Consider the following 17,540-nt stretch of genomic DNA (forward strand, 5'->3'; position numbering starts at 1 on the left):
GGTCAGCATATCTTGGTGTGCTTTGCTGCGTTTTTGTTTCATCGCAGCAGCTTCAGCTTTTCCTTCTTTCGTTAATGAGATCAACTGGATTCGTTTATCTTGCGGAGATGTTTCTTTTTTGATCCAGCCTTTTTTCTCCATTTTTTTTAAGAGCTCCCCTGCTGATGTTGAGCGGATCGCCAAATAGGCGGCTAAGTCTTTCTGATTCAGTGTGCCGCGCTCGTCCAAAACTAACAAACAGTTGAACTGACCCCGCCCAGGCATGAAGGGACCATATTTTCTTTCAGAATAACGACGATTCAATTTATACACTTCAAAAAACCGTTCAACGATCTTTTGCTCTGAGTAAGACATATGTATTGCTCCTTTTTTGTTCATTAAAACCAATTAAATAGGTACCTACTTAACAGACTGCTCTCTATTTTACATAGGTACCTATCTATTGTCAAGGTTACTTCTACATACAAAAAAAAGCATTTCTCTCCTTGGAGAGAAATGCTAGTTATTTGTGCTCTTCAGCAGCATCAGATACTTCTTCAGACAATGTTCCCGCAGCTTTATTAGCATGAAACTCTGCTAGAAGTCTGCGAACTTCATCCGTCGACTTAGTCGTCATCAATTGTGCGCGCAAATCGCTCGCCCCAGGAAATCCTTTGACATAAATCTTAAAGAAGCGATGCAATCCGGCAATGGATCGGGGAACCATCGTAGCATAATGGTCTTGCAGGTCTAGCTGCAATTGCAGCAACCCTAATAATTCCTCCGATGAGTGTTCTTTTGGTTCTTTCTCAAAGGCATAGGGATTTTTGAAAATGCCCCGTCCAATCATGATTCCGTCTACGCCATACTGTTGGGCTAACGCTAGTCCTGCTTGACGATCTGGAATATCGCCATTGATAGTGATCAATGTTTGAGGTGCCACTCGATCACGAATCGCTAGAACTTCTGGGATCAGATCCCAATGGGCAGGGACTTTACTCATCTCTTTGCGGGTCCGCAAATGAACAGAAAGATTGGCAATGTCTTGCTGCAACAAGTGAGTGATCCAAGCTTCCATCTCAGCCATTTCTGTGTAGCCGATCCGTGTTTTGACGCTGACTGGCAACCCACCTGCTTTTGCCGCTTCAATCAACTCAGCCGCCACATCGGGACGCAAGATCAAGCCGCTGCCTTTGCCGCGACCGGCAACATTTGGGACAGGACAACCCATATTGATATCGATCCCTTTAAATCCCATTTCCGCCATTCCAATACTCATTTGCCGGAAAAATTCCGGCTTGTCTCCCCAAATATGGGCGACGATCGGTTGCTCGTCTTCTGTGAATGTCAGTCGACCACGAACACTCTCGATCCCATCTGGATGGCAGTAACTATCTGAATTGGTAAATTCCGTAAAGAAGACATCTGGCGCCCCTGCTGTCTGCACAACATGGCGGAACACTACATCTGTCACATCTTCCATTGGTGCTAAAATAAAAAAAGGCTTCGGTAACTCCGCCCAAAAATTTGTTGTCATGCTTTCCGCTCCATTTCTTAGTGACCGGATCACTTCTTTGATCCAACTTACAAAAACATAGTCATTATACTAGGAATAAGCAAAAGAAGCAAAAAGCGAGACCATCCGCACTCATGGTCTCGCTTCTTGTTTCATTACTCGATAGACGCCTAATGCACCGATTTCGCACAAAAAGATCAGTAACGCTAGTGGAAGATAGGTATGACTGCCCATGATACCTACTAGCGGCGTACAGATGATCCCGATGCTGTACATGCCGATCCCTAAGATCGAGGAAGCGACCCCAGCGTGTTCACCTTGCCGATCCATCGCTAATGTAGTTACCACCGAATTGACGATCCCTAATGTCGCCACGACCAGAAATAGCCCAATGATCGCTAATGCAATAGAATTTCTGATGCCACTCAGCATCACCAGTACACTGCCAATAAAACCGATCACCAATCCGCTGCCTAATTGCTGGACTAGGGACAATCGCCGCGATAAAATCCCCGAAAGCTCCGCAGTCACAATGATACCGATCCCGTTGATACCGTACAAGAGGCTATACATTTGATCACTGAGCCCATAGACATTTTGGAACATGAAAGAGGATCCTGAAATATAACTAAACAATGCACCATAAATAAATCCTTGGATAAGCACCAGTAACACAAAGATGCGATCAGACAATACTGCCCGCCAGCCAGATTCCATCTGATGGATGTGTTCTTGCGGCTGTAATGTTTCTTGATAGCCAAAGAGAATACCAAGCAATAGCAGGATGCCTAAACCACCCAAAAAAAGAAAAATCGTTTGCCAAGAAGCCACTGCCAAAATCGCACTGCCTAGCAGTGGGGAAATGATCGGGAAAATACCGTTCACTGCAATCAGCATCGCAAAAAACTTCGTCAGCCGTTCGCCGGTAAATAAATCTTTCGCAATCGCACGGGTCAAAACGATCCCTGCGGAACTGGCGATTCCTTGCAAGAGACGCAAAGCTAGGAATAACCAGATATTTCGCACGAAGGGAACAAGTAAACAGCAAAGAATCGCTACGGTTATCCCTATAGCAAGAGGTTTCTTGCGCCCAATCCGGTCACTAAGTGTTCCGATTGCTAATGGACCTAATGCTAAACCAATCAGACACATGGTCAAACTCATTTGTGTGAGAGAAGCACTGATTCCTAATTCTTCTTGAATGACTGGAAAAGCCGGTAAATAAGCATCCATTAGTAAAGGGCCATAGGCGCTCAATGTGCCAAGCAATAAGGACAGCCAAATGATCCTACCTTTTGATAACTCCATTTTTCCTTCTCCTTTCCTATCTAAAAAACCTGCCTCTAGAATACTAGCTGATTCCGTGGTGATTTTCAATGAGAATTTTTCTTAATTTCAGATATTTTTAAACAACTAAAACAATTCGATTGGATATGGCTTTTTTTTGGTTCTAAGAAGCTTTAAAGACAATAGGGCGTTTCACCCTTCAATTCCTAACAGATCTCGAAAAAAGCTTATTGCCTTCTCCCTACCAAAAAACTAGTAGTAAGAAAACAATAAGCATTTCACATGAAGATAATTATTGAGTGATTTGAGCGATGAAAAGCCAGTGGCAGTATTTCAGCGATCATTTTTACTTACTCATCGTGTTGAATCTGGTACACTAACTGATCGAGCAATGGACCATAATCTACTTGCTGATAATCCGTCACATCAAATTCATAGAGCGTTCCCAAAGCAAATTCAGCGTACTTTCGTTCATTGATGATTCGTCGGAATTCTTCCTTTGTAATATGATTGGTTCCTAATGAACGGTCTTCTAAACTATCGCCATAATGATAGTGATCCATGATATAGCTCAAATGCCGTTCCGGCTCCCGATCTCGCTGGTAACGCCGTTCCCACAACACTTCGAAATCAGCCGTTAAGCGAATCGTGATTACTTCATAAGCATAAGTATCAGCAAGGTCTCGCAAGCGTCCTTTTTGCTTATCGCTAAATGGATACTCCGAAACAATGACTTTTTTCCCCGCTTCCATATATAACTCTAATGCGCGATAAAAGAACGGATAGACTTTCGTTCTTTCTTGCTCGGCCCGTTGAGATAAATCATCAAATCCCACAGAATCCGCATAATATTCTTTGATTTCGTCAATGGTGATCGTATACATGTCGGGCAACCGTTGCTTCAGTAGCTGCAGGAGATATGTCTTGCCAGTTCCTGGGCTGCCAGCTAAAAGAATAAGATACTTTTTCATTTTACTTTTCTCAATGACGTTGGGCTTTCCACATTCATGAACAAGCCGATTTTATGTTTCACTGTTTCTTTGATGGCTTCGTTTGCCGGAATGACATTGTGTCTTAAAGACTTGTTGATTTCTGTTTCACCAAAGGTCGTTTTAGCAGCTTTCGTCCACTGTACCAACAGCTCGGTCCCAACATTGAATTTGCGGATGCCATTGTTGATCAATGCCGGATAATCTTCTTCTTTGACTCCGGTTCCCCCATGGATCACTAGTGGAACATCTACTCGTGCATCAATTTCTTTTAGCAAGGGAATATTGACTTCCGTTTTTGATTTGAATTGTCCATGGTTCGTCCCAATAGCAATTGCTAATGCATCCACTCCGGTCTCTTTGACAAAGACCAACGCATCTTCTGGTTTTGTATAAACTTTGTCATCTTCAGCCACATGGATCCCTTCTTCTGTCCCACCAATCGTTCCCAACTCGCCTTCTACCGAGACGCCATGCGCATGGGCATATTCCACCACCGCTTTTGTCTTCAAAATGTTTTCTTTGAAGGGTAAATGAGAACCGTCATACATCACAGAGGTATAGCCGCTGTCGATCGCTTCTTTGATATCATCAAAATCCCGTGCATGATCCAAATGCAAGACCGCATCGACCATTTCCTCCTCCGCGATAGCTTTCATCACATGGACCAATACATTCATCCCAATGTATTTAGCAGTATCGACACTCGTCTGAATAATGATTGGTGCTCCCATTTCTTTGGCCGCGCGCAGCATCGCAGGAAGCATCTCTAAATTGTGGGTATTAAAAGCCCCCACCGTAAAATTCAATTCTTCCGCTGTTTTCGTGACTTCTTTTAACGTTGTGTACATAATCAAATCCACCTTATCTTATTATTTATTACCGGTAATCGTGACTTGTTTCGCGATTTGCCGCATCTCATCCATTTTCCCCATATAATAATCGATCCCTTGATCATCACCGGCTCGGGCTGCTTCGGCTCGTTTCTTATTGTACAAATGCATCAATTTCTTATACCCATCGCCAATACTTTTTTGATTCGCTAAACTCTGCTCTAAAAGTTGGATCGCTTGATCGCATTCATTCAAAGCTGCATAGTTAAGACCAGCTTGTTCTAAAAGTGCTGCTAATTTTCGTGAGTCTTGGCTCACGGCTATTTCTTGATTCAATTGATCGATCTCTCTTTGAAGCTGCTCCACTGTCTCAGGTGCTAATTCAGTTATTTCTTTTGCTTCCTTCTTCTTGTTAAAAAAACCAAACATCACGTTTCCCTACTTTCCGATTAAAAGGCTTTTAGGATTGGGCTTAAAATCCAGGCATACAAGAGTGCAGCAACCACAGTGTCGACATCCGTCGCAGTTGCATTGACAAAGCCCATTGAATTGAAGATCGTTACGAGTAATGCTGGCAATAAGGTGATGAAGAATCCGTGAGCGATACCGCCGATGATGGCACCGCGTCTACCGCCAACCGCATTTCCAAAAATACCAGCTGTCCCGCCGGCAAAGAAATTTGTCAACATCCCCGGCAAAATCATTGCTAGTCCAAACATTGGCAATGTAAACATCGCAATTACCGTTCCAATAGTCGTTGTGATAAATCCTAAGATGACAGCATTTGGACTATAAGGGAAGAACACTGGACAATCCAGTGCTGGAATCGCATCAGGAACCAGCTTCATCGCGATCCCTCGGAATGCCGGAACAATCTCCCCTAACAATAAACGGACGCCCGCCAACAATACATAGACCCCTACGACAAATTGAATCGCTTGAAGGAAAGCAAACATGATATAGTTTTGCCCACCAGATAGTTCAGAAGCAAAGGATTCCCCTGCGAATAAAACAGTCACAATATAAAGGGGAACCATTACGACCATCACAGATAAGTACGTATCTTGGAGAAATTCAAAATGGGAAGGTAGTTTGATGTCTTCAATCGATTTCTTGTTTTCGCCTCTTTCCCCAAAAAGCTTAGCGACGCCTGCTTCAAATAAATAGCCGATGGTGCAGAAGTGTCCTAATGCGATATCATCAGATCCGGTTACTTTGCGGATGATCGGTTGTGCGATCGCTGGCATAGCCACGGCGAAGACTGCGCCGACAAAGCCACCAACTAAAATCAGGACAATCCCGCGTAAGCCAGCGAAATAGCCAAATACCGTGGTCATCGTAGCCATCCACAGAATGGCTTGTCCCGTCAAGAAAATGTATTTCCATTTTGTAAATCGTGCCAGCAAAATATTAAAGACAAAAATAGCTAAGAAAGTTAATGCAATATCTCTGCCTAGACCAAGTTCATTCATTGCTTGCCCATTGATTGCTTCAATGGAAGGGATAATGCCTTGCATTTGAAACCCTTCGGTAAATATTTGACCAAAATAAGTCAAACTACCGACAATAATGCTGGAACCCGCACTTAATACTTGGAAGCCTAGAAGAGTTTTCAATGTCCCCGAAATGATTTGTCCGGTTGACTTCTTTTGCAAAATCAGCCCTAACATCGCAATCAATGCAATCGTGATTGAGGCTTGTGTCAAAATATTCTCGATAATAAAATTGATAACGCCCATCTTTTCCCCCTCTTTCCTTTCTTAAATAACGCCCTTTGCTTGTAACACCGGTGTTAGCTTCTCTTCGATCTCTGCTTTAGAAACAATATTCTTCAAATACACCATGGCAGTCTGTGGATCAATGGAGAATTTCTCGAATTGGGTTCGGAAATTTTCTGCCGTGATGATAACATCCGGTTTCATGGAAACTGCGGATGAAATATCACAATGATCCAGTTTGGCTGTCACTCCTAGCTTGGTCAAAACATCTTCTGCTGACATCTGCGCTGCAAAACTGCTGCCTAATCCTGCCCCACATACAAATAAAATATTCAGTTTGTTCATCTGTCTTCTCCCCTTTTTTTATCCTCACTTAAAAAAGTAATTGTTTAAATTGATCAATGGTTGTACATGCAATCAGCTGATTGAGTTTTGCTTCATCATTGATCAGTTCAATCAGTTCTTTCATGATCGCTAGATGTGAATAGGAATCCACCGCGGCTAAACAAAAAATTATTTTCACTGGGTCCATTTCCGGATTGCCAAAATGGATCGGCTGATTCATGGTCACTACACTAACACCTAATGTATTGACACCATCTTCGGGTCGCGCATGGGCCAAAGCCAAGTGCTTCCCGATGACGATATAAGGCCCGTATTCTTCTACTGCATGGATCATTGCCTGAACATAGTGTTTCTCAATGATGTCCTCTTTGATCAATGGCTTGGCGGCAACTTCAATAGCTTCTTGCCAAGACGCGGCCTGGGCCTGTATCAGAATATGATTGTCTGTCAGAATATCTTTTAACATTGGCTGGATCTCCCTTTTGTTGATTTCTAAATGATTGTTTTCAAATAATGTTTCTAATTTGGAATAGATCCTGCGATCGACTCGGCCGCCGCTTTCTGCTACCAGGTCCAAAACCTTGGTAAACAGAACTGTCGGTTCATTGTCGCTAGGTTCTAGCCGCTGATAGGTTTGATGCCGATCCAAGAATTCTGAAATGATTGACCGATTGGCATCCGTTAAGATCGGATCGACCACCAGCAGCGGTTTATTGCTATAGGGCAAATGAAATGTGCTGAAAATCAGATCAACATCCAATTTGTCAACGAGAGCAACTTCCTTTGAACTTAATACAGCCACGACTTCGATCTGGGGAAACTTTTCTTTCAAGTTCTCCGCCAATAGATTTCCGGTCGCCATCCCATGATTACAGACCACTACCGACTTGTAGATCGACGCTAGATCACGCTTGATCACACTGGCAATCGTTGAAAAGTGAATCACCAGAAAAGCGATCTCATCCTCAATGACTGTTGCTCCAATCACTTCGGCGATCGTTGGCATAAACAAAGTGACTGCTCGATAAATGGGTCCATAGTTCAAACGGATATTTTCTTTCAGAGGATTCATGACTTGGATCTTATTCTTTATCCTTACGATCAATGCAGCCATGTGCTTATAAAGATTTTCACATAATGTTTCTTCTTTTAAATGAAAAGGAATATGCGTTTCTTGCTCCACGAATTGAATCAGTTGAATGGTCAATAGTTGTGCTTGCACCCATTCAAGAGAATTGGATATATCTCTTGCGTTGAAAGTCTCAATCGTGAAACGAATATAGTTGCGCTCTACTTGAGGGACTGCTGTCAATTGAAATTCTTTGATGACCTGTTCAACAAAGTCGGAAAAACCGTCCTCTTGGTAATCGATGGTTTTCCAATTTACTGCCGAAATCAGCTCGTGCCTTTTTATTCGCTGAATCCAAATCCAAGTAAACAACAAAATCTGGTTTTTATAGATATCATCTTCTTGCTTGACGATTTTTTCTGAATAGATTTTCTCCAGTCGCAGACTTTCTTCTCGGGGGAAATAATGATGGAAGATCGCCCGTGCTGGCGTAGTTTTTTCTTCTCTATTTTCAGAAAAATCGACTCTACCCAAATTTTGATTAACGAAATCATAGATCATTGTCCGAATGGCTCTTTCTGGTCCTTTATACAGCAGTCCTTGTTTGCCATAACTGACGATCTCGATCCCATACCTTAATAAATCTGCTCTTAAGCGACGCATGTCCTCATCCATCGTACTTTTAGAAATTTGAAAACGTGCTTCTTTGCGATTCAGAAAAACCGCTGTTTTCTCATAAGCGATCGATAAGACTAAATCGAAGGTCCGCTCTTGACGATTCAGCAAGTCTGCTTGTAAATGGTCTAACTGCGTTCTCACCTTTTGTTGTTGGCTGACTGTCAGATCTAAGAGGAAGCCTTGATTACGAATAGTTGCAACCTCAGGTAGCTGCTGCTGCCTCAACCACGTATTGACCTCCAAGACTTCTTGACGGATGGTCCGTTGACTCACATTGTATTCTGCAGCCAATTGTTCCGCTTTGAGCGGGTAGTGAGAAGAAATGAATTTTTGGATCAGTTCAACTGTTCTAGTTTTCATGATGGTTATTCCTTTCTGAATTCAGTATATGTTTCCGCTTACAAATAAAAAAGTAGACATTCCTTCCACTTGAACTGGCAGATACCTGCACCTCATCTGGTGGGATTGAATGATTAAATCATTTCTCTTGTTACTACCACAGCAACTGCTTTTTGTGAAGAGTCTGCTTGATAAAAGAAACAACAGCGAATAAAAAAACAAAAAAAGGAGGCTCTCATACATCGAGAGGCCTCCCTTTATAGCACTATTCAAAAAACTTACTCTTGTAAAATTGACTTTCCTAAAGAAAAGAGTTGTTCTGATTCAGTCAATGGTTATCTCGTTATTCACGAATCTCTTTATAGCTTACATTGTATTCTTTCCTATTCCGGAACCATTTGTCCAGTTCCGTGACTAGCAAAATAACGGCCCCGGAAAGCAGTGCGATCCCCCAACCGGTCAGTGATAGATTCGCCGTATGGAAAGCTTTTTGCATAAATGGCACATAGGTCAAGACAACTTGTAAAGCCACCATCACACCGATGATCAAAAAGGCTTTCGGATTGGTAAAGGACGCCTTCGAGAAAGCAGACTCGCTCGTACGAATATTGAACAAGTAAAAGATCTTACTTAACACAACAATGTTGACCATCATGGTACTCGCAACCGCTTGGTCGACGTCTTGTGTCAACAACCATTCATAGGCTAAAATGCTGATGACTGCCATCAACACTGAGACATAAGCCATTTGCCAAATATCATGAGTATTCAATAATCTGTTCCCAGTTTTTCGAGGTTTCCGCTGCATGATTCCTTTTTCTGCCGGTTCAAAAATAAAGGCAAACTGGATCGTGATTGCCGAAACCATATTGATCCACAACAGCTGAGTGGCTTGCAAAGGCATGTCATTTTGCATCAAGATCGTAAAAGCAATGATCAAGCCTTCCGCAAATGAGGTAGGCAGCAGAAATAAAATGCTCTTTTTGATATTATCATAGATTCTTCGTCCCTCTTGGATCGCCGAAGCCATGGTGCCAAAGTTGTCATCAGTCAAAATCATATCTGCAGAATCTTTGGCGACGTCTGTTCCGCTGATTCCCATTGCTACCCCAATATCGGCCCGCTTTAAGGCAGGTGCATCGTTGACCCCATCCCCGGTCATAGCTGTCACTTTCCCTTTGGCTTGCAAGGCTTTGATAATTTCCAGCTTATTTTTAGGTGTTGTTCGAGCAAACACTTGATTCCTGATGACTGCGTCTTGAAAATCACGCTCTGCCATTTGGTCCAGTTCAGAGCCAGTCACTACATTGATTTCTTTGGCCAATCCTAACTTTTCACCGATTGCTTTTGCTGTTAAAGGATGATCCCCGGTGATCATTTTGACTTGGACCCCAGCTTGCTTCATCTCCTGCAAAGAAGCGATGACTTCTTCTCGAGGCGGATCGATGATACCGGCGATGCCCAAAAGCTGCACACCTTCAGCAAAGACCGTTTCATCCAGTGAATCGACCGTCTGCTGGTCTGTTAGCGAACGATACCCCACTGCAACCACCCGTTTTCCTTCTGAAGACAACCCTTGGACCTTAGCAGACCAACTTTTTTCATTAAAGTTCTGGTCGTAGACCTTCGCCATGGCAAACAGCTTGTCTGGTGAACCTTTAACAAATAATAGGCGTTTCCCTGCCTGATTTTGTACCAGCTTTGCCATGTAGCGGTAGTCGGAATCAAAAGGCAGCATAGCGATTTCTTGATAGCCAGGGGTTTCGGGATAGGCAAATTTTTTGTAATAAAGGGTCAAGAAAGAGCCATCGGTTGGTTCGCCATTGATCCCCCAATGGTTCTCTTCTTCCACTAGCACAGTGTCATTCGCTTCAAATCCTGCTTCTAGGAATAAGGCTAGCTCCTGTTCATCTGCTTCGGTAACAGGAGAAAGCGGGAGAATCTCCCCTTTCGGCTGATAGCCGTCGCCAGTGATCTGGTATTGCTGATGTGCTAAAACGATGTCCTTAACGGTCATCTCGTTTTTGGTCAAAGTTCCTGTCTTATCCGTAGCGATCACATCGACAGAACCTAATGTTTCAACAGCCGGCAATGTTTTGATGATGGTCTGCTTGTTTTTGGCCATTTCGCTGACCCCCATTGCTAAAACAACGGAAGTCGTTGCTGGTAAGCCTTCCGGGATCGAACCTACGATCATTGTCACAACGGCTAAAGAAAGTACAGAAAGAGCATAGGTTTCTAAAAACAGACTGACCACAAACAGGACAATCGCGACCCCCATGATCACATAGGTGATACCCTTACCTAACCCATCTATTTCTTTCATCAAAGGAGTCTTGCGTTCTTCTGTGCGGTTCACTTCAAAAGAGATTTTGCCGATCTCTGTTGTTTGACCTGTAGCAATAACGATTCCTTTCCCGCTACCAGAGGTAACCGATGTCGACGCAAAAGCAATGTTGCTTTGTTCTGCTAAAGCGATAGCATCTTCTAGCAATGGCATGCTCGTTTTCTCAACCGAATCAGGTTCGCCTGTCAGCGGAGATTCCTGTATTCGTAGATTGTCTGCTTCAATGATCCGTAGATCCGCTGGTACATTGTCACCAGCTTCCAAGAAAACCACGTCACCGGGAACCACTTCTGCTGCTGCAATATCTTGGCGAGTGCCTTCCCGATAGACCGTCGCTTGTGTAGACAGCATTTGCTTGATGTGTTCCAGTGCGTCCGAGGCATTGGCTTCTTGATAATAGCCAATCAATGCATTGACCAAGACAACCGTTCCGATAATGATTGCATCCGAAAGGTGTCCCATGAGTAATGTCAATAGTGCAGAGAAGATCAAAATATAAATGATCATATTGTTGAATTGCCGCAACAACAATTTCCATTTAGGGGTCTTTTTTGTTGTTAGCTGATTCAAACCAACTTCTGACAAACGTTGCGCTGCTTCCTTTTTAGTTAATCCTGTCCTATCCTTAAGTCCATATTTTTCCATTGTTTCTTCAATAGTAAGTTGATAGTTCTTTGTCTGCATTTTTTGCCTTCCTTTTTTAATTGAATTTTTTCCAACACAAATAAGCCCTCCATTCAGTGAGACACACTAAACAAAGCGCTGCTTCTTGTCCTATTCAATCAAAAAGTAAGGCAAATCAAAATAGATTTTCTGCTCACCGTCACTCGAGTCACTAGACATTCCTTTACCACCCCCTTTAAATTAGAATCAATAATAGCGTATTCATTTTTTTTAGTCAAGTCTGCAACTCCAACTCAGTTTGCCAATTAAAGCAGAACAACTATGAGGAGCACAGAAGTGAAACTGCATGGTTCGAATCGAAAAGGACGAGTGCCCCTGCCCTTTTGTTACCCATTCAGTAAGAAACAAATCAAAGGGGATAAACCAAAAGATGCTGCGGTCCTTTGGGTCCCATTTTCTCTTCACCACTATCTACAAAACCCATTGAATAATACAGTTTTTTTGCTGCACTATTTTTTTTATTGACTGCAAGAACAATTTGTTTAGTTGCTGGAAAATGAATTTTTACAAAATTAGGCAATAATCGCAATGCTTCTTTTGCATATCCTCTCCTTAGATATCTCGCATCAGTAGAGAAACTCCGCAACAAAAGAGCGTCATTTTCATCCGTATAGTCTGCTTTTTGGGGTCCTGCATCCAAAACAAAAAAAGTCACCAATTTCTGTTGGGAAAAAGCCAAGATCGAATGATGCTGTCGATTCTTTTGGGAGATTGCAATATTTTCTTGTGGCGTCCCTGTGAAATAGGTCATTTCGTCAGTCAGAAAATAATTGACAACATCTTCTTTGTATTCATCTCGATATTTCATTAGTTCCATCTTTTATACACACCTCTTCTGGTCTAAAACAATAGCCCATTCATTTGTAGGTCATTTTATCAAGTATTGCTTGAAATTACGAATAAAGTCATATACCTGATCGTTACACAGGTATATGACTTACAGACAGGTCCAAAATCAGGCTTCTTATTGTTCAATCGCCGAATGATTCATTAAACGATTGATATGGACACCTAGAAAAACGATCTCATTCTCAGGGATTTTCGTTTGATATTCATTATCTACATACGCCTTTACCTTTGTTGCAATCTCCATAGCATTTGGGTAAAGGGCCCACATTTGCCGATACAGTCCTTCGTCTTTTTCTTGCAATAATCCTTCTGTAAAGAAACGATCTACAAAAAAACGGACATGTGTGATAAAGCGGCTATAATGAATCGAATTTGTATTCACATCTTGCTGGATCGAATAGCGGACAAGGTTTACGATAATCCCAATCAATTTCGCTTTCTTCAACCCATCCTGATTATCCGCAGACGCAGATTGGGCATTGATCAAATGAAAAGCAATATTTGATGCTTCTTCTTCTGGAAGAAAGATTTGATACTTTTCACGTAACAAAAGTAACGCTTGTTCTGCAACTGCGTATTCTTTTGCATAATAGTTTTTGATTTCCCAATACAAACGATTGGTGATACTTAACCCCTTCTCTTGGCGTTCAACAGCAAAATGCAAGTGATCCGACAACGTTAAATAGATCGTAGAGTTTAGCGGATTGGGCATTAACTGTTGGGCCAATTGAACGATTTCTTTCGTCATCTCAAAAAACCTAATGGGTATCTCATCAATTAATTCAGCAAACTGCAGAGATCTCGTTTCATCAATTGGGAGAAATACTTGATCAATTTGAGAATCCGTTATCTGCTCTCCGGCTTTTTTCCCAAATCCAATGCCTTTTCCAAGTGCAATCATTTCTTGGCCTTCATTGTCAACAAGTACAACACTTGAATTTAAGACTTTCTTGATATAAATCATGCACTATCGCTCCTTCGTCATTCTCCTGCTAGGATTGCGCCATTAGTCTCAATCACTTTTTTGTACCAGTCAAAAGAGTCTTTTTTGGATCGATCATAAGTGCCATGTCCTTCATCATCTGCATCCACATAAATAAAGCCATATCGTTTTGACAGTTGGGAGGTACCAGCACTAACTAAATCGATTGGTGCCCAGCTTGTATAACCAATCAGATCTACGCCCTCATCAATCGCTTCTTTCATTTGTTTAAAATGCGCTTCGAAATAGTCCCTACGATACGGATCATGAACGTTCCCCTCTTCAAGGATATCTTTTGCTCCCATTCCATTTTCGACGATCATCAATGGAATTTGGTAGCGATCATATAACTCGATCAGCGAAATCTTTAGTCCTTTAGGATCAATCTGCCAGCCCCATTCAGTGGATGGTAATTTAGGATTTTTCACCCCTAGTACAGTATTTCCTGGTGTTCGTTCTGCTTGCGGATTCCCAGATTCCGCCATAGACATATAATAGCTGAAAGAAAGAAAATCCACTGTATAATCTTTTAGTATTTGAGGATCTTCCGGTGCCATTTCAATCTTGATGCCACGTTTTTCCAAGTCTCGCAAAATTAAGCGAGGGTATTCTCCTTTTACTTGAACATCTGCATAAAAATTATTCTCTAGGTTCTTCTTCAATGTCAATTCCACGTCTAGTGGATCACAGGTTAACGGATAAGTCATTAATTTTGTTATCATACAGCCTATTTTGTTTTGAGGATTTTTTTCGTGTGCAACTTTTGTAACTAGTGAACTAGCGACAAATTGATGATGCAAGGCTTGATAGATCTCTTGATGCTCTTTCCCCGGAGTACATTGTTCAGGAATAATTCCAGCTGTTGTAAAGGGATGACGATGAATGCTGTCGATCTCATTAAAGGTCAGCCAGTATTCTACGTATTCCCCAAATTCCTCAAAGCAGACTGTGGCAAATCGGACAAAGTCAGCGATAACTTTGCGTTCAACCCAACCATTATATTTCAAACTCAACGCGACTGGCATTTCATAATGAGAAAGTGTCACGATCGGTTTGATTCCTAAACGCTGCATTTCTTGAAAGACATTTCGATAAAAAGCAATGCCCGACTCATTTGGCTCCAGTTCTTCTCCTGTTGGAAATAATCTCGTCCATGCAATCGATAAGCGTAGTACTTTGAAACCCATCTCAGCAAATAACGCCAAATCTTCTTTGTAACGATGATAAAAATCGATTCCCCGACGTTTAGGATAAATCGTGTCTGTTGGATCAGCGATTGCTTCTTTCACGGCGTTTACCGTCACATGCATATGGGCTGCAAAATTTTTGGTGTCGACATCTGGTTTATACGTGGCGATATCTGCTACAGACAACCCTTTCCCGTCTAAATTCCACCCACCTTCCACTTGATTGGCAGCAATCGCTCCGCCCCATAAAAAATTCTCTGGAAATGTTGATTGACTCATAGTTGTATTCTCCTTCACGTTTTTTGATTATGCTGCTTGAATTTTACGAAACAAATGGAGAGATGGATAAAACACCCTCGCTTTTAGACATATTTTCTGTTTGTTCAATTGGTTTGATAATGAAATTTTCTTTGTTAGTCACAACGCAGATAACAGTCGGGTCATACCCTGCTTGTTTGATGGCTTCTAAATCGAATTGAAGCAATGGTTGTCCTTTTTTGACATAATCCCCCGCACTGACAAGCGGTGTGAAATATTTTCCTTCTAATTGCACCGTGTCGATCCCTATATGGAATAGGATTTCAGCACCATTCTGGGTCTTTAAGCCAATCGCATGGTTGGTTTCAAACAACATAGTAACTTCTCCATCCTCTGGTGCTGTTAGTTCGCCAGATGTGGGGATAATACCGAATCCCTCACCAATCATTCCGCTGGAAAAGACATCGTCTTTTATTTCGGCTAGCTTAACAACTTGTCCCGCAACAGGCTGACTGAGAACTTCTGATTGAGGGTCTTCTTTTCCTTCAACGGCCTCCATGACTTTATCTTTAAAAAGAAACAGGACTAAAACAAAAGCCGCAAGAAAAGAGACTGCTAAAGTGACTAATGCCCAAACTAAATTCATACTATTTGATTCATCAACGAACATGGTGATACTAGCAAGACCCGGACCCACTAATGCAAACGCTTTGATTGTAAAGATGCCAGCAACTGCTCCACCAACCAAACTAGAAGCCATCACCCCATATAATACCCGTTTGTTTAAAATCGTTACCCCATACAATGCTGGCTCTGTAATGCCAAACAGTGCAGAAATTCCAGCAGAAATAGCTGTTGAGCGAAGCTTTTGATCTTTTGTCCGCAGACTGACAGCAAAACATGCCCCAGCTTCAGCAATATTATGGGCAAGTGAAGCCGGTAAATAAAGCAATTCTGCCCCCATCTCGCTCATGGAAGAGACCGCATAAGGGATCATTGCTTTGTGCATACCGGTCACAACCATCAATGGTAACACAGCTGCTAAGATACCTGTTGCAACCCAGCCTAGATGAGTATAAAGCCAAATAATCGCTGCAGAGAAAACTGTACCTACCTCAAATCCTAAAGGTCCTAAAATCAATAGCGCCACTGGAACTGTGATTACTAGACTCATCATCGGAACAAAGAAGATGCGAATCGGTTTTGGAGAAAAACGAGTAAATAGTTTTTCGACTTGCGAATAAAACAAAACCGTTAAAATTGCAGGAAAAACTTGTGATGCATAGGCAATATTCTGTAATCCGATCCCCAAAAAGGTTGCTCCATCTGTCAGCAACGCTGTTATTTCAGGCAAAATCAGCGCCCCGACTGCTGAAACAGCCACTAATTGATTTACTTTTAATTTATTTGCCGTGGTCATAGCGACTAAAATCGGTAAAAAGTAAAGGGGGGCTCCACCTATAAGATTTAAAATTTGATACGTTTGGCTTTGATTATCAAGCACTCCTGTAACAGAAGCGAGTAACAGTAGTGATTTTAAAACACCACCTCCGGCAACCGCCGGTATAAGTGGCTGAAAAATGGAAATAACAAAATCCAACAGGACAGCTCCCCAAGACTGCTTTGTTGCACTTCCGCTGTCCGCATTGTCTAACTGATGCCCCAACAGTGACATCACTTCGTCATAAACTTCCACAACATCATTGCCAATGATAACTTGACACTGGACATTCTGCCGGACTCCGATGACACCCTCCACTTTTTCTAGTGCTTCTTTTTGAACTAGAGCATGATCTTTCAGGGTAAACCGTAACCTCGTTGAACAATGTTCCAAATGAGAGATGTTTTCTTTTCCGCCAATCAATTGGATGATGGCAGTTGCCGTTTCCTTTACATTCATTGTTTTTTTCTCCTTTAGATTATTTTTCTCTTCGTTGGCCAAACAAAGAAAAAAGCAGACAACACCTATTAAAACAACCAAATGAATCAGAACGATTCACTCATTGCTTTATATAGGTCCTGCCTGCTTAACCAGTCACATGCCTGTTTATTAATTGCATAATACCACGAAGAAATTGGAAACGCAACCACTATTTTTGATCCATAAGTTTGCCACCACAGCCAAATGTAAAACTCTAGGAATCAGGTAAGTACAAATTTTTAACATTCAAAAAAGGCATTTCCCAAAAGGAAAATGCCGATAAATCAGTGACGTTTGTTACATTGAAAGTTTGCCTTCTAAAACTTTCGCGTCTTTGCTGCGAAAAGCTTTGGTCAATTCACTAACAATCAGTGGGACTAATGAGAGCAGAATCACGATCACCCATTCAATTCCTGTCAAACTTTGAACTTTGAAAATTTCTTGCAAGAATGGAATGAACAAGACCGCCAACTGCAAAGCTAAGCTGACTAGAAAGGCTTTATTCATCGCACTGTTGGAGAAGACACCAATGCTGAAAATAGAACGTGTTTCGCTGCGG

At 42.0% G+C, this 17,540-nt stretch carries 15 protein-coding genes; all 15 read right to left on the bottom strand.

Annotation, left to right across the window (positions count from 1 at the left end; all coding sequences use genetic code 11):
- A partial coding sequence (locus AB5Z52_RS11660) for a MarR family winged helix-turn-helix transcriptional regulator (RefSeq protein ID WP_368266921.1) occupies positions 1-354 on the bottom strand: 354 nt, incomplete at its 3' end.
- A 148-nt stretch (positions 355-502) separates the two neighbouring features.
- Positions 503-1,516 (bottom strand): tRNA-dihydrouridine synthase, encoded by a 1,014-nt coding sequence (locus tag AB5Z52_RS11665; protein ID WP_005469887.1) that lies wholly within the window; start codon positions 1,514-1,516, stop codon positions 503-505.
- 111 nt (positions 1,517-1,627) lie between these two features.
- Positions 1,628-2,803: a multidrug effflux MFS transporter gene (locus AB5Z52_RS11670; protein WP_113849046.1), complete on the bottom strand. Its 1,176-nt coding sequence runs from the start codon at positions 2,801-2,803 to the stop codon at positions 1,628-1,630.
- Positions 2,804-3,132: 329 nt separating this feature from the next.
- Positions 3,133-3,753: an AAA family ATPase gene (locus AB5Z52_RS11675; RefSeq protein WP_113849045.1), complete on the bottom strand. Its 621-nt coding sequence runs from the start codon at positions 3,751-3,753 to the stop codon at positions 3,133-3,135.
- On the bottom strand, positions 3,750-4,622 hold the full coding sequence (locus tag AB5Z52_RS11680; RefSeq protein ID WP_081131127.1) for a class II fructose-bisphosphate aldolase: 873 nt from the start codon (positions 4,620-4,622) through the stop codon (positions 3,750-3,752). The genes AB5Z52_RS11675 and AB5Z52_RS11680 overlap by 4 nt, the downstream gene beginning before the upstream one ends.
- Before the next feature lie 21 nt (positions 4,623-4,643).
- Positions 4,644-5,033 carry a hypothetical protein gene (locus tag AB5Z52_RS11685; RefSeq protein WP_081131128.1) on the bottom strand — a complete coding sequence of 130 codons (390 nt, stop codon included), beginning with the start codon at positions 5,031-5,033 and terminating at the stop codon, positions 4,644-4,646.
- 20 nt (positions 5,034-5,053) lie between these two features.
- On the bottom strand, positions 5,054-6,343 hold the full coding sequence (locus AB5Z52_RS11690; protein ID WP_103300480.1) for a PTS sugar transporter subunit IIC: 1,290 nt from the start codon (positions 6,341-6,343) through the stop codon (positions 5,054-5,056).
- 21 nt (positions 6,344-6,364) lie between these two features.
- Positions 6,365-6,667, bottom strand: coding sequence for a PTS sugar transporter subunit IIB (locus AB5Z52_RS11695; protein ID WP_081131130.1), 303 nt, complete (start codon positions 6,665-6,667; stop codon positions 6,365-6,367).
- A 28-nt stretch (positions 6,668-6,695) separates the two neighbouring features.
- The gene (locus tag AB5Z52_RS11700) at positions 6,696-8,774 is read right to left on the bottom strand and encodes a PTS sugar transporter subunit IIA (protein WP_137264758.1); all 2,079 of its coding nucleotides are present in this window, start codon (positions 8,772-8,774) and stop codon (positions 6,696-6,698) included.
- A gap of 322 nt (positions 8,775-9,096) precedes the next feature.
- Positions 9,097-11,784, bottom strand: coding sequence for an HAD-IC family P-type ATPase (locus AB5Z52_RS11705; protein ID WP_288551504.1), 2,688 nt, complete (start codon positions 11,782-11,784; stop codon positions 9,097-9,099).
- A 349-nt stretch (positions 11,785-12,133) separates the two neighbouring features.
- The gene (locus AB5Z52_RS11710; RefSeq protein ID WP_081131133.1) at positions 12,134-12,601 is read right to left on the bottom strand and encodes an N-acetyltransferase; all 468 of its coding nucleotides are present in this window, start codon (positions 12,599-12,601) and stop codon (positions 12,134-12,136) included.
- Positions 12,602-12,748: 147 nt separating this feature from the next.
- A complete protein-coding gene (locus AB5Z52_RS11715) occupies positions 12,749-13,597 on the bottom strand; it encodes a PRD domain-containing protein (RefSeq protein WP_005469876.1) in 849 nt (282 codons plus the stop codon).
- A 17-nt stretch (positions 13,598-13,614) separates the two neighbouring features.
- Positions 13,615-15,081, bottom strand: a complete 1,467-nt coding sequence (locus tag AB5Z52_RS11720) for a glycoside hydrolase family 1 protein (protein ID WP_096711082.1) — start codon at positions 15,079-15,081, stop codon at positions 13,615-13,617.
- A 43-nt stretch (positions 15,082-15,124) separates the two neighbouring features.
- The gene (locus tag AB5Z52_RS11725) at positions 15,125-16,960 is read right to left on the bottom strand and encodes a beta-glucoside-specific PTS transporter subunit IIABC (protein WP_005469873.1); all 1,836 of its coding nucleotides are present in this window, start codon (positions 16,958-16,960) and stop codon (positions 15,125-15,127) included.
- 318 nt (positions 16,961-17,278) lie between these two features.
- A partial coding sequence (locus tag AB5Z52_RS11730; RefSeq protein WP_368266923.1) for a cation transporting ATPase C-terminal domain-containing protein occupies positions 17,279-17,540 on the bottom strand: 262 nt, incomplete at its 5' end.

It is taken from the genome of Enterococcus sp. RTP21361st1_A6_RTP21361_211029 (assembly GCF_040910045.1).
Taxonomy (GTDB): domain Bacteria; phylum Bacillota; class Bacilli; order Lactobacillales; family Enterococcaceae; genus Enterococcus_D; species Enterococcus_D gallinarum.